16 protein-coding genes are annotated in these 18,927 nt (G+C 42.3%); 15 read left to right on the forward strand and 1 reads right to left on the reverse strand.

Annotated elements, in window-relative coordinates:
* Positions 1–343: 343 nt before the first annotated feature.
* From ACO53F_RS07285 to ACO53F_RS07305, 5 genes are all read left to right on the forward strand, one after another.
* Positions 344–3,736, forward strand: coding sequence for a hypothetical protein (locus ACO53F_RS07285; RefSeq protein WP_485137896.1), 3,393 nt, complete (start codon positions 344–346; stop codon positions 3,734–3,736).
* The gene (locus ACO53F_RS07290; RefSeq protein ID WP_485137897.1) at positions 3,733–4,182 is read left to right on the forward strand and encodes a hypothetical protein; all 450 of its coding nucleotides are present in this window, start codon (positions 3,733–3,735) and stop codon (positions 4,180–4,182) included. The genes ACO53F_RS07285 and ACO53F_RS07290 overlap by 4 nt, the downstream gene beginning before the upstream one ends.
* Entirely contained in the window at positions 4,182–5,414 is a 1,233-nt protein-coding gene (locus ACO53F_RS07295; RefSeq protein WP_485137898.1) for a phosphorylase family protein, read from the forward strand. The genes ACO53F_RS07290 and ACO53F_RS07295 overlap by 1 nt, the downstream gene beginning before the upstream one ends.
* A 166-nt stretch (positions 5,415–5,580) precedes the next feature.
* The gene (locus ACO53F_RS07300) at positions 5,581–5,736 is read left to right on the forward strand and encodes a hypothetical protein (protein WP_485137899.1); all 156 of its coding nucleotides are present in this window, start codon (positions 5,581–5,583) and stop codon (positions 5,734–5,736) included.
* 18 nt (positions 5,737–5,754) lie between these two features.
* The gene (locus ACO53F_RS07305; protein ID WP_485137900.1) at positions 5,755–5,922 is read left to right on the forward strand and encodes a hypothetical protein; all 168 of its coding nucleotides are present in this window, start codon (positions 5,755–5,757) and stop codon (positions 5,920–5,922) included.
* Between the two features lie 49 nt (positions 5,923–5,971).
* On the opposite strand, the gene ACO53F_RS07310 is transcribed toward ACO53F_RS07305, so the two are convergent.
* Entirely contained in the window at positions 5,972–6,508 is a 537-nt protein-coding gene (locus ACO53F_RS07310) for a hypothetical protein (RefSeq protein ID WP_485137901.1), read from the reverse strand.
* 227 nt (positions 6,509–6,735) lie between these two features.
* On the opposite strand from ACO53F_RS07310, the gene ACO53F_RS07315 reads away from it, so the two are divergent.
* The 10 genes from ACO53F_RS07315 (at position 6,736) to ACO53F_RS07360 (ending at position 18,880) form a co-directional block, all read left to right on the forward strand.
* On the forward strand, positions 6,736–7,122 hold the full coding sequence (locus ACO53F_RS07315; protein WP_485137902.1) for a hypothetical protein: 387 nt from the start codon (positions 6,736–6,738) through the stop codon (positions 7,120–7,122).
* Between the two features lie 885 nt (positions 7,123–8,007).
* On the forward strand, positions 8,008–8,307 hold the full coding sequence (locus ACO53F_RS07320) for a cupin domain-containing protein (RefSeq protein WP_485137903.1): 300 nt from the start codon (positions 8,008–8,010) through the stop codon (positions 8,305–8,307).
* 386 nt (positions 8,308–8,693) lie between these two features.
* Complete coding sequence (locus ACO53F_RS07325; RefSeq protein WP_485137904.1) at positions 8,694–12,410, forward strand: pullulanase; 3,717 nt, start codon at positions 8,694–8,696, stop codon at positions 12,408–12,410.
* Positions 12,411–12,815: 405 nt separating this feature from the next.
* The gene (locus ACO53F_RS07330; RefSeq protein ID WP_485137905.1) at positions 12,816–13,559 is read left to right on the forward strand and encodes a CpsB/CapC family capsule biosynthesis tyrosine phosphatase; all 744 of its coding nucleotides are present in this window, start codon (positions 12,816–12,818) and stop codon (positions 13,557–13,559) included.
* Positions 13,549–14,238 (forward strand): Wzz/FepE/Etk N-terminal domain-containing protein, encoded by a 690-nt coding sequence (locus tag ACO53F_RS07335; protein WP_485137906.1) that lies wholly within the window; start codon positions 13,549–13,551, stop codon positions 14,236–14,238. The genes ACO53F_RS07330 and ACO53F_RS07335 overlap by 11 nt, the downstream gene beginning before the upstream one ends.
* Before the next feature lie 15 nt (positions 14,239–14,253).
* On the forward strand, positions 14,254–14,961 hold the full coding sequence (locus ACO53F_RS07340) for a tyrosine-protein kinase (protein WP_485137907.1): 708 nt from the start codon (positions 14,254–14,256) through the stop codon (positions 14,959–14,961).
* A gap of 93 nt (positions 14,962–15,054) precedes the next feature.
* Positions 15,055–15,858, forward strand: a complete 804-nt coding sequence (locus ACO53F_RS07345; RefSeq protein ID WP_485137908.1) for a DUF4422 domain-containing protein — start codon at positions 15,055–15,057, stop codon at positions 15,856–15,858.
* A 34-nt stretch (positions 15,859–15,892) separates the two neighbouring features.
* A complete protein-coding gene (locus ACO53F_RS07350) occupies positions 15,893–16,714 on the forward strand; it encodes a LicD family protein (RefSeq protein ID WP_485137909.1) in 822 nt (273 codons plus the stop codon).
* Between the two features lies 1 nt (position 16,715).
* Positions 16,716–17,822 (forward strand): glycosyltransferase family 4 protein, encoded by a 1,107-nt coding sequence (locus ACO53F_RS07355; protein ID WP_485137910.1) that lies wholly within the window; start codon positions 16,716–16,718, stop codon positions 17,820–17,822.
* A 53-nt stretch (positions 17,823–17,875) separates the two neighbouring features.
* Positions 17,876–18,880 carry a glycosyltransferase family 2 protein gene (locus ACO53F_RS07360; protein ID WP_485137911.1) on the forward strand — a complete coding sequence of 335 codons (1,005 nt, stop codon included), beginning with the start codon at positions 17,876–17,878 and terminating at the stop codon, positions 18,878–18,880.
* Positions 18,881–18,927 lie beyond the last annotated feature (47 nt).

Here is an 18,927-nt window from a genome sequence, read left to right on the forward strand (position 1 = left end):
TAACTAGTTTCTATCAGGTTATTAAAAATGTATTTGTCTTCTTGATACTACTGATTAATAAATATTATTTAAATATGTATATTACATAAGAATATGTATGAGATTATTCTTTAGGATAAGTCAAAGATGAACTATAAAATGAGTAGAAAACATGCTATAATGTAAGGGGTTTAATATGTTTGAAAAACTGTTACTTAGGATAAAGTAAAAAAATATATAAATTACTAGAAAAATGGAATATAAGAAATCTCTCACTAAAATATAAGCAGATAACTTCAAGAGATAAAGTAAATAGATAAGCAATATAACGTAGCCAGGAAAAGCATATATTGGAGGGCCGACGATGAAATCTTTGGGTAAGGAAATTATACTTAAAAATATTCAGATGAATAAAAATAGAAGCAAAAAAATGCAAGGTGAGTTTTGGAATAGCCTAAAAAAGTTAAAAATTGCGACAGAGAACTTTGACTCTGAGTTTGACTATGTGTTCAATAACAAACAAGTGCGTGAAACCTATTTAACAGTAAACTTATTTCCCGAAAAGTTTAATCAACGGGGTATAAATAGAGAAGCAGATTTTACAAATGATATAAAAGCTGAATTACGGTGGCAATGTAAGATATTTCATAAATACGAAGATATTATAAACCACTTTGTGCAATTAAAGGACAAAATCGATGAATTTATCTTGGAGGAAAAATATGAAGAAGCGAAGATGTGTTTAGAAAATGTGGAAAGTAAATATGGAGTGTCATATTGGCTACTCGAGAATAAACTTCTTATATATAGAAAATTAAATCTAGAGATGAAAAGAGACATCGTAAATGAAGATCCTTTTACTTCTATAGTTTTATACTACTATGATATGAAGTCATCTGATGAAATAAAGTCGAGGGACTTTCGCTTCATTGTCAATAAAGACTTATCAACATTTAAAAAGAACTTTCCTAAACATGGGGAAACCGCAGATTGCTACACATACTTTATTGCTCCTTTCTTATTTGAAATGTCGGAAGTTAGTATAGCGCATTTATTGGCTTTTCTATATAGATTTCCATTAATTGACCGATACATTGCGATTTTAGACATTCTAAAGTTTTATGTCTCTAAAGTATCTGAAAAAATACCAGCTTGGTTAAATAGTGTGTTAGACTATATATCGGGTGTTAATGATTCTAATGTAAGGACGTATAGATTTATTACTGCAAGTGAAGAGGAAAGGATGAGAAATTTTCAAATAGAAGATGATCTAATGGGTATAAAAAATAGATATATACTGGGAGATTTAGAACAGTGTTATGAGATAACAAGAGACAAAATAGAGAATGGATCGTCGGATATTAAATTATTTAATATGTATGTAGAATTGAGTCAACTACTCGGGTACGACGAATCAAATATAGCTATATGTGAAACCAAGAAGAAAGTCATAACGAGTTTAAAAAATATTTATTGCTTCACAGATCAATACCGTGATTCACTTGATGATATTTGGAAAATATGTGATATGAGTTTTCAAGCCAAGTGGGCAAAAGATATTTGTTTCGAAGTTCTTAAGAATATAAAACCAATGAATAGTAAAATTCAAATTGATGCACTTAAGTATTCAAATCTACAAAAAATTACAATCGAAACAGTTTTGGATAATCTTTCGAAGGATGATGCTGTGGATTTTCTTAAAAGCATTCAAATAAAAGAGGGGGCTGATTATGTACGATATTGTCTGTTGTTATTAGAGGGAAAATATCTAGAAGCTTCAGAAATATGTAGGGTATCTCAGCTTTCGGATATGTTACAGGTACAAGAAGAACGAAACTTCGCTACACTTGAGGCATATTTGAAAACGGACAAACCTCGGTTGTATAAAATCCAATTTTCAAAATTATTGTGGGATATTATGTGCAGTGACGAGGAATATGATAAAGCAATAGATTATTTTATAAATTTATTCTTTGAGAATGAAGAGTTTGTGAATATCGCTCCTATGGAAAAATTTATGAAATATGCTTCAGAAACTAAACGAAAATACCTGAGAATACCTATTTTATACTATATATATACAGAATATATCGATGAGAATAAAAAAGACGATTTAACTATCGCATTCGACGATTTCTTCTATTATAATAATATTGAAAAAGCCTCAAATATAGACTATAGTCAAGAAACGTACGATAAAAAGCAACTAGTATTTTTCTTACGCTATGTATGTAGTCCAAAAATAATGGGACCTGTTTTACTAACAATAAAAACATCAAATGAGTTAGAAAATGAAAGAATTGCTATTTGCCAGATTTTAAGAGAAATAGATTCAACGAACATAAGAGAATATGATCAAGAGATTGAGGGGATAACTCATAAATTGTTTTTAAATAATACAGTCAGTACTTTTGAAACTCATAAGATTCAGGTTAATACGGATGCTATAAAAGGGAAGATTAGCAAACAATTAAAAGCGATGTATAACAAATATAAGTATGCAATTGACAATGAGATCAGTAAAGTAATCGCATCAATATATAGTCTAAAACTATCGGGGATAAATTATCTTGCGTTGAAAGATGATGGCGATATTCTAAAGGAAATGGTTATTACTATTAGAAATGAATTTGTCTTAGATGCTGAATATGGATTAGATTCGTATTTAAGTTTAAACATTAGGCATGGAACTTTGGCGGGACAATTGAGGGCTCCTTTAGCAAACAAGAATCTTTTAGCAGAAAAGGTTATAAATTCAGGAGAATATAAGGTAGATTCAAAATGGGTAAATAGACTACGCGAAAGAAGAGATAAGCGAAAAGTAGAAAAAGCAATAATTAAATTTACTAAAAAAACTGACGATATAATTGAACATATGAAGAAAGAATTGATACAAATATCAACAGAAGAAAAGAAGACGAACGGACTGTTTGATTATTCCCTTTCTCAACAAGAAATTATTATAACATTCCAACCCTATTTGTGGAAGAGTGGCAAGAATGTCGAGATTGAAGATTTTATAGACGCAGTATTTAAGCGACTATGGGAAATGACAGAATTAAATTTAGAGAATATGAGAGGTGAAATAAAGGGGACTATAAAAAACAAATATATGGAGGCCTTCGCGGAGCTACAACAGGTATATAAAAAATTGAATGGAGATTTCACTGAGGCTGATCAGTGGATTAGAGAGGCACAAAATGACATGGATGCCGCACTAGAAAAAATAAGCAACTGGTTCCAAAGGAATTTAGGTGGTCAAGATTCTGATTTTCAGCTGAGTGGTGCATATCAAATAGGATTACAAGCTATTAAAAATATTCATCCATCATTAGAGTTTGATGTTAATTATAAACAGAACTTAGCGAAAGAAATAGCTAGTGAACTCTCTAATGGTTTTGTGCCCATATTTGGTATTTTATTCGATAACATTAGCAAGTATGCCAAAAAAAATACAGACGGAAAATATAAGGTAGATTGCGAATTAATTACCAATGAATCTGGAATCTATGTTAAGATGCTAAATGAATTGGATGAGAGGAATGATATAGGTGAAACTGAAAAAAAAATACAAAATGCACTTGCTATGATAGAAAATAACTCTTATTTAAATATTGCTAAACAAGAAGGAGGGTCAGGCATTCCTAAGATATATAAGGTATTAAGCTGTGATTTAGGATTAAAGCCAAAGGTGATGTGTAAGATTAATGATGATAGGACAAAATTTGAGATTGAGATAAGTGGTGAGTTTAAATGAAAATCCTAATAATTGAGGACAATCATAGTAAATTAAATCGTATCAAAGATTTTTTACTAAACACTTACAATGAGGTATTTATTCATGATGCGATGTCCTATACAGCAGGCCTAAGAAGATTATATGAAGAAGAATGGGACCTAGTGTTATTGGATATGTCTCTTCCGGTTTATGATATGAATATTAAAGACTCTGGGGGTGACAAGAAGTATGTTGCAGGTAAAGAAATAATGAAACGCATGCTACATAGAGGGATTATCATACCCACAATAATTATCACTCAGTTTGATACTTTCGGAGAGAATGGGATTACCATAGAATCATTAAACGAAGAGTTTTCACAGAGTCTTTCTAGTATATGGAAAGGGACTGTAAACTATGGAGAGTCTTTATGGTCGACAGTATTAAACGAGAGGATTGAGGAAATTATTGGAGGGAAGATATAGTGAAGATATTGATAGTTGATGATAACATAAGGAAAACCAATGATATAGTAAATGTTATCGAAGAAACCCTTGCGAAAAATGGTAATGCTAAACCCGAGATTTATACGGAAACATATGTTAATTCAGCCAAAAGAATTCTTGAAACAAAATCAATAGATATACTAATACTTGATATTTGTCTTCCTTTGATACCAGGTAGTGAAATTGAATCAGATGCGGGTATAAAGCTATTAAAACAGATACAGGGATCGGAGCGGTATTCATATCCGCGTTACGTTGTTGCTGTATCTGAATATAAAGATATGATTAGTCAATTTGACATAGATACAAAGATGGTTCATAGTTCGGTTGAATATAATGAATCTGGAAACTGGAAAGAGGAGCTAAGTCAAATCATACAGAAAGTAACCCCAATTATTTTGAATAATATTAGAAGAAGATCGTTTGACTATGATGTTGCAGTAATATGTGCGCTAGAAGAAGAATTATCTGTCGTAAAAAAAATGCTACAAGAAGTAAAAGAAGTAGAGATGGTTGATGATCAATATATATATTTTCGAGGCACATTCGAAAAAGATAATAAGATACGAAGGGTTATTATGGCTAAATTGCCAGATATGGGGATGGTTGCTGCTTCCACAATAACAACGAAAATGATATATCATTTTTCTCCTCGATATATTATAATGACAGGGATAGCTGCTGGCGTTAGAGGGAAAGTTAATTTCGGAGACGTGATTTTGGCACAGTCCGCTTGGGACTATGGGGCAGGTAAAGAAGTGTACGAAGAAGGAAGGCGCATACATCGGAATACAATTCAACAGATTAGTGTAGACCCATATATTTTAAACACAATTGATAGAATATCAAGAGACGTTGACTTACTAAGAGAAATTAAAGATGAATTTCTAGGGGAAAAACCTAGTAATGAATTGAAAATTGTTACGGGTCCCGTCGCAACGGGTTCGTCAGTGGTAGCAACCTCTCAAGTAGTAGAAGAAATTATAGAAAATCAAACTAGAGATACAGTTGGGCTTGAAATGGAAATTTATGGGATGTATTATGCAGCAAGATGGGCAATCTCTCCTAGACCTAAATATCTTGCGCTAAAGTCTGTATGCGACTTTGCAGATTCCGAGAAAGATGATAAGTATCATGCATATGCTTCATACGCAAGTGCTAGGGTTTTTTTCGCTTTGGCTACGAAATTTTTGGCTTATGAAGAGTGGTAAATAGTGAAAGTAAGTGGTAGTATAAATCAAATAAAACCCGGCGTTGTATTGCGAGGGAAACCATATATGCTTTGCTAGTATAGTTTTAAGTGGCGAAGTAAAGCCAAAGAGTAGAGAGAACCGACTTATGATATTTATCAAGAACGGATAAGGAGGAGCAAGCAAAATGAAATTGGTTCAAATCAAGAGTGCTGTGACAGTCTTTTTAGTAAAAGATATTGAGCAGTCAATTAACTGGTATAAGCAATGGCTAGGTGAGCCTGATAGTCTGCCTATGGAAGGCGTGGCAGAGTATGAACTCAGCCCAGGAACATGGTTGTAACTTTCGCAAGCGGAAGAAGTGACAAGTTCAAGCTTAATCCTAGGCGTAGAAGATGCCAAAGAGTGTAAGCAAGTCTTAGATCAGCATCATATTGAGACAGGCGAGCTAGTTGACTACGAAGTAGTCTATGTCTTCGATGTTTTAGACCCAGATAATAACCAAATCAGCTTCGCTCAGGAAGTTTAATCGCGACAAAAAATCCCAATCCATCATGGATTGGGATTTTTCTATCTACTTATTCCCCCGCACCATCAACGCCGCCACCATCTGCTGGTGGGGCTGGGGTTGGGTCAGGTGTTGGGTCTGGTTGGGGTTCGACCACTGGGTCCGCCGGGGTTGGCGGGGTAACTGGGTCTGGGCTTGGCGCCGGGGTGGTTGGACTTGTTGGCGCGGTGTAGTCGTCGTTTTGGCGAGTGTTTGGACTAGTTGGCGAGTCTTGGTCGTCGTTGTCTTGGTTTGTTGGACGGGACTCGGAGGATTGGCTAGATGACGAAGAGGATTCAGATGAGGAAGAGCTGGATGAAGAGGATGAGCTAGAAGAGGAACTTTCCGATTTGGACTCAGACGATTCCTTGGAGTTGTCGCTAGAGGAGGAGTCCTTGGACGACTCGCGGCTAGACTCATTAGGCGCTGAGATATGGTCGGGGCGCCGGCCTACCCAGGCATCTAGGCGGTTCATCAGATCGAGGCCACTAAAATTAGCCAGCACATCCACTGTCCCGATAGCCAGTATAATAAGAATAATATGGGCGATGAGTTTTGCCTTTTTCATGTTGGATGCTCCTTGTGCGCGATTATACTATCATTATTATAGCAAGTCTGTCTAGAAAGGCAACTCGTAAGTGTTGAAGCTAACAAATTGGCCAGCCTTGCCAAAATCTGCCTAGGGCTCGGTCTCAAGACCGATTTTTGATCTTGGGACTAAATTTTCCTTGCCTAGGTCCCCTAAACTTTACTATACTAGAAGTAAAGAAAGATATGATGCGAGGAGGGAGTAAGATGCTGAATTTCTTACTGGTGACTGTGAATATTATCCTAACGGCTGCGGCAGCCTATTGTTTGTTGCGGCGCAAGGCACGCTTCACGCCTGAATGGCAGAAGGCGGTTTGGTTCATACTCTTAATCCTGGCCCTCTATGGGGTCCAAGAAGTTTGGGCCTATTGGCAGTATCAGGTGGGGACGGGCGTTCAATTGCTCAATCTGATCTATAGTCTCTTGTTCTTCCTAGCAGCTTATATGGGGAGCGAGACGGTCATGCTAGCGGTGCGGGGCGACGACACTTATTTGGACAGTCTCCTAGGCCTCCTGGCTCATATTAAGGGCATGGGGCGCAACATGGTGGCTGGCGTCAAAGATAAATTAGCAGATAAGGAGACCGGGCGTTAGTCGGGTCTTTTTTTGATGGGGTGAGCTATCAAATCCGAGCTGTAAAGATTCTTAATAAAATAAATAGATTCTGGCCTAATTCGTCATATATGTAGGCAAAGATGATAAAAGCCTAAGGTTAATCTTGTCTAGCAAGATTATGGGGAGGGTTGACTGAGAGTGGAAAAAAGTTACTTGGATTGCTGGCGCAAGTTAGAAGGGATTTATGGATCGGTCTGGTTAGAGCTAATGACTAGCAAAAATAGTCGTCAAAGCGCCTTGAGACCGGGATTGAATAGACAATTATCAAAAAAATGTCGAAATTGACAAAAAAATGAGTTTACCCCCTTTTCAAGCGCTTCAAGTCGTGCTATAATGCCTATGCAACGTGATTAAACTCCTCAGCAAGGAAGTCGTGTATGGGGGTACCGACTCCTTGTCATATATAGTTTCATAGGATTACCTTCTAAAGTAAGAAGGACGGCAGAGGGGCTCGCTCAAGACCCGTGCAGTCAAAGGGGACGATTGCCATTTGGATTTTCACTGGTCCAAGGAGATGACAGCTTGTACTGACGAACAAGAGCTGCCACGACGATCACGACGTCGGGCGATCGCATCTTCGTATATACAGGGAAATGCTACACTTTTGCCACGAGCATCAGTTGCCAGCGCAGAGTCAAAACTCTGCACTTGAGGAGACTTGGCGCCTAGAGATTAGGGACTCTAACGTTAAGATTAGCTTATTAAACAACAGAGGGATAATAGGCTGCTGGGCAAAATTCGAGCATTGACATAAACCACACCAACTTGCGCCGACGCAAGCGGTGCGGTTTTTTTGTTTATCTGGGGGTATGGCGGGCCATGTTGTGTTATAATGAAGGAAAGTAGTTGAGAGGAGTCTTAAGTATGAAAGTTTATCACGGTCGCACAGACATTGAGCGTTTTGAGCATTTGGTGGAGAAACCTAGCCAGACAGTTACCCACCTGGTCCTACCTGCCGGGCAAGCCATTGGCCAGCACCACGTCCCTTATACGGTGGTCGTCGTCCCAGTCAAAGGGCGGATTCTTTTCTCTGATGAGAAGGAGACAGCCGAAATCTATCCTGGCGTCATCATTCGCATGGCTCCTCACGAAGTACACTCCCTGGAAGCCGTCGAAGATAGCGAACTCATGGTCATCAAATCCCACCTAGCGCCAGAAGCCTAGATGGTATAGCCCCTGTCCTGATGACAGGGGCTTTTTGGTATGGGGGAAAGGTGACATACAAGGCAGAATCCCTGAGCTAGTGGTCCACTCTTTGGAGTGGACCACTGGCTAGGTTAGGAACCCGGGAAAAAAGGTCCGAAACGAGGCGAAAGTCATGAGCTAATGGACTACTAGTTAGGTTAGGAATCTGACAAAAAGGCCCAAATCAGGGGGGAGACATGAGCCAGTCCATTGATAGGCAGAACAATGGACTGGCGGAGCCCTCTTTGGCTGAAAGAAAGTTTGTTAGCGTTAACAAAATGCTTTGACCTAGGAGCAAAGAAGGGTGGAACATGCTATAATAAAATAATGAAAGCGCATTATATTGCAGGAGGGATATCAGAACTATGAAAGATATGCAATCAAGTCAAGTCCGACGCCAAGAGCGTTATGGCATTAAGAAACTCAGTGTGGGAGTGGCTTCTGTCCTAGTAGCGACTACTCTATACTTCCTACCGGGCAGTGCTCAGGTCTTAGCTGCCAGCCAGGCTCAAGAAGAGACAGCTAGCAGCCAGTTAGCGCCAACCCCAAGCTCTGACGCAGGAAACCAAGTAGCGCCGGCGACTGATGCAGCGCCAGCGGGTCAAGCAGACACCACGCAGGCTGATAGCGCCAAGCCAGCTGACCAAGATGCTTCGGCGGGCCAAGCTGAGGGCAATAAACCGGCTGATGCTAGCCAAGCGACGGACGGCACTCAAGCAAGTGAGGCTACTAAACCAGAAGCCAGCACTCAAGCTACCGCCGACGCCGAGGCAGCCAAGCCTACAGCTACGCCAGTAGCGGCGCCGCAGGTGGCGCCGGCCAACCAAGCGCCGGAGATTCCGGCGGGGCATTTCCGTATGCACTTTGCTAAGTTGCCAAGCGATAATATTAGCGAGATTGGCGCCTGGGTCTGGGGCAGTGGAGTTCAAGCCCCGTCCGACAACTGGCCAACCGGAGCTATGCGCTTCTCGGAAGACAAGAAGACGGCTTATGGCTACTACTTAGATGTGCCGGTGACACCTCAGGCGACCGCCATCAACTACTTGCTCAACAACGTCAACGATGGTAGCAAGAAGTTTACCGAGGACCTAAGCCTGGCCATCACCAACCCGCAAATGAAACAAGCCTGGTTGGATGAGAATTACCATGCTAGCGTGGAAGAGCCAATCCCAGCTAACAAGAATCGCCTACGCGTCCACTATCACCGGGCTGACGGCCAGTATGACAACTGGGGTCTCTGGGTCTGGGGTAAGGATGTGGAGCACCCATCTAGCGACTGGCCTAAAGGCGCTCTAGAATTCAATCAGAGCGGGCCTTTTGGTCGCTACTTAGATTTACCTATTACAGAACTTGGAAAGGACATTCATTTCTTACTCGTGAACAAAGCAACTTCAAAACAAACCAAAGATATGAGCTTCAGCGACCGCGCCAACCATGAGCAAGTCTACCTGCATGATGAGGAAGACACGGTCTACACGACGCCATTTAAGACCTTGTCTGAACGTATTACTCGCGCCGAAGTGACGGCGCCTCACCAAGTCTTAGCTAACTTTACGGCAGTGGATCAGTTGGACCTAGCCAAAGTCCAGCAAGACCTAGCCGTTACGACTAACACCGGCCAAACAGTCAAAGTCACTAAGATTGAAGTCGACGCAGCTAACAAGCGCCTGATTTTGACTACTGAAGAGGATGTCAGCCGGACGCCACTTAAGCTGACCTACCATGACGAGACCGTCAACAGCCAGACCGGTTGGAAGCTAACGGACTCTCTCTATAATTATCAGGGCGAGTTAGGCTCCACCCTACAGGCAGACGGTTCTGCGCTGATGCGTCTCTGGGCGCCAAGTGCGGACGCTGTGACCGCGGTCCTCTATGACAAGGACAATCCGGACCAAGTGGTGGCGCGCGTGCCTTTGACTAAGGACGCTAGCACGGGCTTGTGGACGGTGACCTTGGATGGCCAAAACACGCCAGCCAAGAATCTGGATGGTTACTTCTACCACTATCAAGTGGAGCGTGGCGGTCAGTCGGTTCTGGTCTTAGACCCTTATGCTAAGTCCTTAGCCAAATGGGACCAAGCCACTGCCAAGGAAAAAGTGGCCAAGGCTGCCATCGTGGATCCAAATAAGATTGGGCCAAAATTATCTTATGCCAATATTCCAGGCTTCAAGAAACGTGAAGATGCGGTCATCTATGAAGCCCATGTCCGCGACTTCACTTCTGATCCTAAGTTAGAAGGTCAGCTCAAGTCGCCATTTGGGACCTTCTCAGCCTTTGCGGAACGTCTCAGCTACCTCAAACAACTGGGTGTGACCCATATCCAGCTCTTGCCAGTCATGAGTTACTACTTTGCTAATGAGAGTGCGCGTGCTCAGCGTGAGCTACAACCAAGCACCCAAAACAATAACTACAACTGGGGTTATGACCCACAATCCTACTTCAGTCTCAGCGGTATGTATGCTAGCGACCCAAGCAAGCCACAAGCCCGCATTGAAGAATTCAAGCAATTAATCAAGGCGATCCATGACCAAGGCATGGGTGTAATCATGGACGTGGTCTACAACCACACCGCTAAAACCCATATCTTTGAAGACATTGAGCCAGGTTATTACCACTTCATGAATGCTGATGGTAGCCCACGCGAAAGCTTCGGGGGCGGTCGTCTAGGGACTACCCATAAGATGGCGCGTCGGGTCCTGGTGGATTCCATTAAATACTGGACCGACACCTTCAAGGTGGACGGCTTCCGCTTCGACATGATGGGGGACCATGATGCTGAAGCCATTGCCCAGGCTTACCGGGCAGCCAGCGCCCTCAATCCTAAGGTCTTCATGCTTGGGGAAGGTTGGCGGACCTTTGTTGGGGACGAAGGAGATCCAGTTCAAGCGGCCGACCAGGACTGGATGCGGTCGACTGACGGTGTGGCGGTCTTCTCCGATGAGATTCGTAACGAGCTCAAGTCCGGCTACCCATCTGAAGGGCAACCGCGCTTCTTAACGGGTGCGCCACGCAGTGTCTACCAAATCTTCAATAATATTATTGCCAACCCAAGTAACTTTATTGCGGATGCACCGGGCGATGTCATTCAATACATTGCTGCCCACGACAACTTAACCCTGCATGATATTATCGCTCAATCTATTAAGAAGGATCCTAAGACCCATGCGGCTGAGATTCATCAACGCATTCGTTTGGGTAACCTCATGATTCTGACCTCCCAAGGGACGCCATTTATCCATTCCGGTCAGGAAATGGGGCGGACCAAGCAATTGTTGGACCCTGCCTACAAGAATAAGGTGGATGACGACAAGGCGCCTTATAAGACCCATCTCTTAGTCGATGAGCAGGGCAAGCCATTTGACTATCCATACTTCGTTCACGATTCCTATGATTCTTCCGATAGCATTAACCGCTTTGATTGGAGTAAGGTAGCGGAGGATGGCAAATATCCTCATAACCAAGCCACGCTGGCCTATACTCGCGGCTTGATTGCCTTACGTAAGTCTACCGATGCTTTCCGCAAAGGAACGGCTAAGGAAATCGCCGACCAAGTGACCATGATGACGTCGCCAGACATCGCGGATAACGACAATGTCATTGCCTATCAGGCGGTAGACTCTAATGGCGACCGCTACGTAGTGGTAGTCAATGCAGATAATAAGGTTCGCAAGCTACGCTTCAACCCTGAGCGCTTCCCTGGTTTAGATAAGGCGGAAGCCTTGGTAGACGGGGCTCGTGCCGGGACCCAAGCTCTGACAGATCTGGTAGGGGTAGCCTATGATGCAGAATCTGTCACCTTGCAACCATTAACGGCGACGATCTTGCGGATCAAGGCCAAGCCAGATCAAGCGCCTCAGTCTGAACCTGAACAAGAAAACCAAGCGCCAGACCGAATTGATTCTCTGTCTGTGGCGCGTGCCGGTTTTGGAGGTTTTGGCGGCGATGTGGCCCAAGCACCAGCAGGCCAACTGCCTGCAACCGGTGAGAGCCAAGCCCCACTCAGTCTCTGGGCAGCGGTCATGGCCGGTCTAGGGAGCCTCATGGTCGGCCTAGGCTTGAAGAAAGAACGCGAGGCACAATAGAACAAACTATGAGAGGCAGAGGTTTTCTCTGCCTCTATCTTTTGGCTAGGTTATGGGCTTTTCTTGGACATGTACTTAAAGATTAAATGCTTCATATTTAACTGTTAACTTGCTTATATTTGTGGTTAACTTTTCGATTGCGCCAGCATAAAAGCTTGACCTAGTCTAATAGAGCCTAAATCAATAGAGTTATGGATTTTGAATCGTCGTTGGCGCATAGGATAGTTGCGCAGAGAGCTCATATTTTTAGGCCGTTTTCCAATGGCTAAAAAAATCTGTTCAAAAAAACGCTTTACTTTTACAGTTCTATATACTTTTGATGGCGGCTATGTTACAATAAGTTCGATATATTGCGCACTAACAGTGTGCCTGTGACAGTGAGTGAGAGGATAGGGTGGAAATAAGATGATTGATATACATTGTCATGTCCTCTACGGCGTGGATGACGGGGCGCAAACCCTGGATGACACGCGGGCACTCCTAAGTCAGGCCTATGAGCAAGGTGTCAAGACCATTATCGCCACGCCCCACCAACGCAAGGGGCGCTTCGAAGCCAGTCGGGCGACAATTGAAGGGCATTTTGAGGCCATCCAGGCCTTAGCCCAAGAGATTGCTCCAGACTTGACCTTGCATCTAGGGACAGAAGTCTTCTATTCTAATAGTATGCTGGACCGGTTGGAGCAGGGGCAAATCTTGACTTTAGCCGGCAGTGACTATGTCTTGGTGGAGTTCGACTACGGTCTGGCTTATCGGGAAATCGTGCGGGCCATTCGGGCCATCCAGCTACTGGCCTACGATGTGGTCATCGCCCATATCGAGCGCTATGATGCCTTCCATAAGCACCCTGAACGTGTGCGGGAAATGAAGAAATTGGGTTGCTACATCCAAGTTAATGCAGCTAGCCTCTTGCCTCTTGGCCTCTTCGACCGCCATAAGGTGCTTAAGAAGCGAGCACGTCAGCTCTTAGATGCTGGTCTGATTGACATTATCGCCAGCGATGCCCATAGCGTCGAGCGCCGACCCTATCATATGGCGGAGGCTCATGCGGTCGTTGCCAAGAAGTATGGCCTGGACTATGCTCATCGACTCTTTGTCACCAACCCTAAAAAAATAATAGGAAAAGGAAGTTCACACCCCCATGGAAACTAAGAACCAAGAATTTGTTGAAATTGATCCAATGGCCCTCCTGCGCAAGCTCTGGGCGGCTAAGTTTATTATTATCTTTGTTACTGTTGTTTTGGCAGTTGCGACCTTATTAGTTAACCTGGTTGTCATTCGGCCAACATTCGAATCGACTACCCGCGTCTATGTGGTCAACCAGACCGAAGACAAGGCCGTCACCACTCAAGACTTGCAGTTAGGGAACTTCCTGGTTAAAGACTATAAGGAAATTATCCTATCTGACACCGTTATGTCGGAAGTCATCAACTCTGAGAACCTCAGCATGACACCTAGCCAACTCAAACGTGTGGTTAAGGTAGATTCTCCTCGTGATACGCGGATTCTATCCATCTCTGTCTCTGACCGCGACCCACAAAAGGCCAGCAACTTGGCTAACCGTGTCCGTGAAGTGGCTTCTGAACAAATTAAACGCGTCACCAAGGTCAACGATGTGACCACCTTGGAAGAAGCCAAACCAACCAACATTAAATCTTCACCCAAAACTCGCCGTAACACCCTCTTAGCGGCAGCCCTCGGCTTCCTCTTATCAGCAGGTTATATTGTTGTGCGAGAACTCTTAGACGACCGCGTGCGTTATGCGGAAGACGTGGAAGACGGCTTAGGCCTCGTTCTCTTGGGGGTTGTCCCTCAAGCCAACCACAAGTAGAAAGGCGTGCATCCTATGGAACAAGTTGAACCAAAATTAAACAAAAAACTCATTTCCCCAGAGACTGAAGAATATTACAACGCCATTCGGACTAACATCCTCTTCTCTGGTAAGGACCTCAAGGTCATCGCGGTAACCTCTACCAAGGACAACGAAGGTAAGTCCACGGTTGCTATGAACATTGCAGCTTCCCTGGCTGCCCTAGGCAAACGCACCCTCTTGATTGATGCGGATACCCGTAACTCCGTCTTCGTCGGCCGGATGAAAATCCGCTCCAAGGTAGTTGGCTTGACCCACTACTTAGCAGGGGAAGCTACCGTTAAGGAGATTGTCTTCGGGACCACAGAGCCTAACTTACATATGATTCTATCTGGCCCAGTGCCACCTAACCCAACGGCTCTCTTGCAAGGTGAGTCCTTCCAAGAATTAATCGATGTCTGCCGTCATCACTATGATTATGTGATTGTTGATACGCCACCATTGGGCTTGGTAACCGATGCGTCGATTATTGCCCATCAGTGTGACGCTAGCATCTTAGTCATCGAAGCCGGTGCCATCAAGCGTCGTGCCGTTAAGAAAATCCAAGAACGTCTGGAACAAACCGGAGCTAAATTCTTGGGCGTCGTCCTCAACAAGGTGAACGTCAAGGCAAGCCATTATGGTGCCTACGGTGCCTATGGTTCTTACGGGAACTATGGCAATTATGGTAAGAAGGCAGAGTAAGTTGTTGCCAAAATGAATAAGTATGCAGAGGGTTGATTTATTCAACTCTCGTTTTTTGAACTAACGTAGAAAAATGAGAAATGAGGAAGCAAAATGGAAAGTGAATTACAGCCATCGGTAGCCTTACTTGTGGCCACTCATAAGGCCTGTGAGACACCAACTGAATCTATGTATCGTCCAATCCGGGTAGGGGCACGTAACCAAGAGGATTTTGGATATCTACGAGATGACGAGGGCGATAATATTTCTGATTTAAATCCCTATTATTCTGAGTTAACAGGACTTTATTGGGCGTGGAAAAATATGGATGTAGATTATCTTGGCCTAGTTCACTATCGGCGTTATTTTGCTCCTAAAGCGCAACCTTATCGAGAAGGAATAAGCGTTGACGAGGTGGTACTGACTCAAGATCAGGTACTGGACCTTCTTAAGGACAAAGATATCTTGTTGCCTAAAAAGCGCAAGTACTATATTGAGACGCTATATTCGCATTATGCTAATACGCTAGATGGAACACATCTGGATATAACGCGAGAGATTATTGCAAGACATTATCCTGACTATCTAGAGCCTTTCAACCAGGTAATGAAGCAACGAAGCGGCTATATGTTTAATATGTATATCATGGATAAGTCTAAGTCAGATGCCTATTGCGAGTGGCTCTTCGGGGTATTGGATCATTTGCGCGAACAAGTAGATACTAGCCGATTGACGCCTTTCGAAGCAAGACTTTTTGGTCGAGTTAGTGAATTGTTATTGAATGTATGGGTGCTAAAGCAGAACCTACGTGTACAAGAAGTACCTTTTGTCTATATGGACAAGGTTGATTTTGTGGCTAAGATCAAAGGATTTTTAGCCGCTAAGTTTCTAGGTAAGAAGTACGACAAGAGTTTCTAAAGTAAGCTATTATGAGAGAAGCGAGTGAGAGATTATGAGTGATGTAGTAGTCGTTCAGCAGAAGGTCTTAGAAATACTGAAGCAGTTTATTACTATTTGTGAACAAGAAGGTCTGACTTACTATGCTTTGGGCGGGACACTTCTAGGCGCTGTAAGACATCAAGGTTTTATTCCTTGGGATGATGACATTGATATTGGCATGCCAAGAGCGGATTATGAATGCTTTAAGTTAATTGCTGCTAAGTGCTTGAAGGCTCCTTATGTCTTTCTATCTGAAGATAGTCCGGGTTATAATAAGGCTTTTTCGGTTATCCGTGATAGTTCAACTAAAATCCTCATGACCTATAGTCAAGTGGCCCAAGAAGAGAGTTTGTGGATTGATATTTTTCCACTCGATGGGGCGCCAATAGGAGGGTGGGCACGCTTCGTTCAGGAGAAGCGCTACCTATATCGTCGCATGAAGGTGCAGTTATCTCAATTTAGTCATCTAGTTAACCAGAAAAAGTCAAATCGACCTTTTATTGAGCGGGCGATTATTGGTCTAGCAAACAAACTACATGTAGAGCGTTGGATTTCTTTCGATAAGGCACAAGCAAAATACATTAAGGCTATCAAGAAATACGATTTAAGTGCTGGAGCGGGTGGCAACTATACTGGTGCATACAAATTACGAGAACTAGTACCTAGTGACTATTTTGGGCAGGCGGCCGAGTTGCCATTTGAAGATATCTCGATTCGTGTACCCGCTAAATACCATGAATATTTAACTGCTATTTATGGGGATAACTACATGGAATTACCGCCAGTAGATAAACAAGTTCCACATCAATATCAAATTATCACTTTAGGAGAATAAGATGAAAAAGAAGATTTGTATCCTAAAATGGGTGATTGATACATCAGGCGGGGGCGAGAAAGTGGCTATCTCTTTGGCTAATGAATTGGCTAAGAAAGAGGAGTATGAGGTTCATTTAATCGGAATTACATCTGAGGCCGAAGCACCCTTTTTTGAAGTATCTGATAAGGTGATTTATACTAATTTTATTTATCAAAAGCCACGGCCAAAAATCTACCGCTATTTTTGGACAGCAGTAAGAAAGCTCAGAAAATATATTAAAAATCATGATATCGATTTGGTTTTAGCGGTTGGAATTACTACTAACATTATTGCTTTGGCTGGAACTTTGGGGACTAAAGCTAAGTTGGTGGTTTCTGAACACACGAGTATTCAGATGGATAACGACTACAAGCCAAGTGCTGCTAGACGATTGTTAGGGGCTAAATTTGCTGATTGTGTAGTGACACTTACTCAAGAAGAACGACGCCAATATATTAAGAAGTATCACTTGCCTGATGACAAAGTAATATGTATCCCTAACTGGATGGAGCCGCTTGCTAGCGATGTCACCTATGATTCTTCTAGTAAATGCCTTATAACTGTCGGTCGGTTTGCACCGGAGAAAGGCTATGATTTACTGGCGCAAGTAGCCCAACGAGTGTTATCAAAATATCCTGATTGGCAGTGGGATATTTATGGAACAGGAAGTTTGGCAATTAAGAGTGCGCTAGAAAATGCATTAGCTGATGCAGGTGTTGAACATCAAGTGAATTTAAGAGGAGCGGTCCTGGGAACTGAGAATATTTACCCTGGACATAGCATATATGTCCTTCCATCAAGGTTCGAAGGTTTCGGGCTAGTCCTATTAGAGGCAAAACAGTATGGTTTGCCAGTAGTGGGCTTTAATTGTCCAACAGGCCCTGCTGATATAGTGATTGACGGTGTCAATGGCTATTTAGTTACGCCATATGATATAGACGATATAAGTGATAAGATTAGCCTCTTAATTGAACAAGAGTCAAAACGTCGGGATTTTTCGGAACGATCTATGCTTGATACAGAAAAGTTTCAAAAGGACACCATAATGAATCAATGGGATCATTTAGTTCATCAACTCTGTCCGTGAATTTTACAAGCTAATATTCTACTAGGCTAAAAGAACAGGAGTTCAGTATTTTAATGGAAAAACTTATTTCAATTGTTGTACCTGCGTATAACATTAAAGATTATATTCATAATTGCTTGGAACACTTCAACCAAGTGTCAGAAGAGTACTTAGATTTGTTTGAAGTATTGGTCGTCAATGATGGTAGCCATGATGAGACTCCACAGATAGTAGAAGACTACATGACACAAGCAAAGTATGATTTAAGACTGATTAACAAAGAAAATGGTGGGCACGGTTCGACCATTAACCAAGGCGTGCATGAGGCTGTAGGCTATTATTTCAAAGTTGTTGATGGCGATGATTGGGTAATTCCGCAAGAGTTCCAAAAACTATTAGATGCTTTGAAAGATAAGCAGGCGGATATGGTCATCACGGATTATACCGAACAACATGTCTATAACAACACGTCGATTTTAAAGTCGTTTTCTGATAAATTTGAAGAAGGAAAGTTGTACACCGGAATTCCTAAGGAATGGATTCGGATGCATACTTTAACCTACAAACGCTCTATCTTGGTAGATCACAATATTCGGTTGAGTGAGAAAACTTTCTATGTTGATGTGCAGTATACTTTGTTCCCGCTTGAATATGTTGCTAGCTATAAGTACATTAAAGCGGATGTTTACCAGTACTTTATTGGCCGCGAAGATCAGAGTATGAATCTTAATGTAATGAAACAGAAAAGAGACCACCATGACCGAGTTGTAAGATCAGTGATTGATTTTTATGCTCTAACACAAAAGCCAGACATCATTGAAGTTCTAGATACTTTATTAACTCGTTTAATCAATGACCAAGTATTGATTAACTTAATGTCAGATGATGGAGATCAACTGAATCGAGAGCTATTTGCATATATGGAGCAAAAGGGTTTCAAATTCAAGTTAAATCTAGGTAATAAGACAAGTGGGCTTGCCTACATTAACTATCAGACAAAAGGCGTACTAAGTTGGTTAATCAAACCGTTAATTAATAAGAAAATTGCGTCTTATCAAGATGCTAAAAGTCTAAGATAATGGCAGTATTTTTAGCATGTACAGAAGAACCAAAAGAAGTTGGGTGA

It is taken from the genome of Abiotrophia sp. (assembly GCF_057275535.1).

Excerpts from the sequence above, each read along its gene's own strand:
- ACO53F_RS07285 (WP_485137896.1), top strand. The coding sequence starts at position 344 with ATGAAATCTTTGGGTAAGGAAATTATACTTAAAAATATTCAGATGAAT.
- ACO53F_RS07290 (WP_485137897.1), top strand. The coding sequence starts at position 3,733 with ATGAAAATCCTAATAATTGAGGACAATCATAGTAAATTAAATCGTATC.
- ACO53F_RS07300 (WP_485137899.1), top strand. The coding sequence starts at position 5,581 with ATGAAATTGGTTCAAATCAAGAGTGCTGTGACAGTCTTTTTAGTAAAA.
- ACO53F_RS07310 (WP_485137901.1), bottom strand. The coding sequence starts at position 6,508 with ATGAAAAAGGCAAAACTCATCGCCCATATTATTCTTATTATACTGGCT.
- ACO53F_RS07315 (WP_485137902.1), top strand. The coding sequence starts at position 6,736 with ATGCTGAATTTCTTACTGGTGACTGTGAATATTATCCTAACGGCTGCG.
- ACO53F_RS07320 (WP_485137903.1), top strand. The coding sequence starts at position 8,008 with ATGAAAGTTTATCACGGTCGCACAGACATTGAGCGTTTTGAGCATTTG.
- ACO53F_RS07325 (WP_485137904.1), top strand. The coding sequence starts at position 8,694 with ATGAAAGATATGCAATCAAGTCAAGTCCGACGCCAAGAGCGTTATGGC.
- ACO53F_RS07330 (WP_485137905.1), top strand. The coding sequence starts at position 12,816 with ATGATTGATATACATTGTCATGTCCTCTACGGCGTGGATGACGGGGCG.
- ACO53F_RS07335 (WP_485137906.1), top strand. The coding sequence starts at position 13,549 with ATGGAAACTAAGAACCAAGAATTTGTTGAAATTGATCCAATGGCCCTC.
- ACO53F_RS07340 (WP_485137907.1), top strand. The coding sequence starts at position 14,254 with ATGGAACAAGTTGAACCAAAATTAAACAAAAAACTCATTTCCCCAGAG.
- ACO53F_RS07345 (WP_485137908.1), top strand. The coding sequence starts at position 15,055 with ATGGAAAGTGAATTACAGCCATCGGTAGCCTTACTTGTGGCCACTCAT.
- ACO53F_RS07350 (WP_485137909.1), top strand. The coding sequence starts at position 15,893 with ATGAGTGATGTAGTAGTCGTTCAGCAGAAGGTCTTAGAAATACTGAAG.
- ACO53F_RS07355 (WP_485137910.1), top strand. The coding sequence starts at position 16,716 with ATGAAAAAGAAGATTTGTATCCTAAAATGGGTGATTGATACATCAGGC.
- ACO53F_RS07360 (WP_485137911.1), top strand. The coding sequence starts at position 17,876 with ATGGAAAAACTTATTTCAATTGTTGTACCTGCGTATAACATTAAAGAT.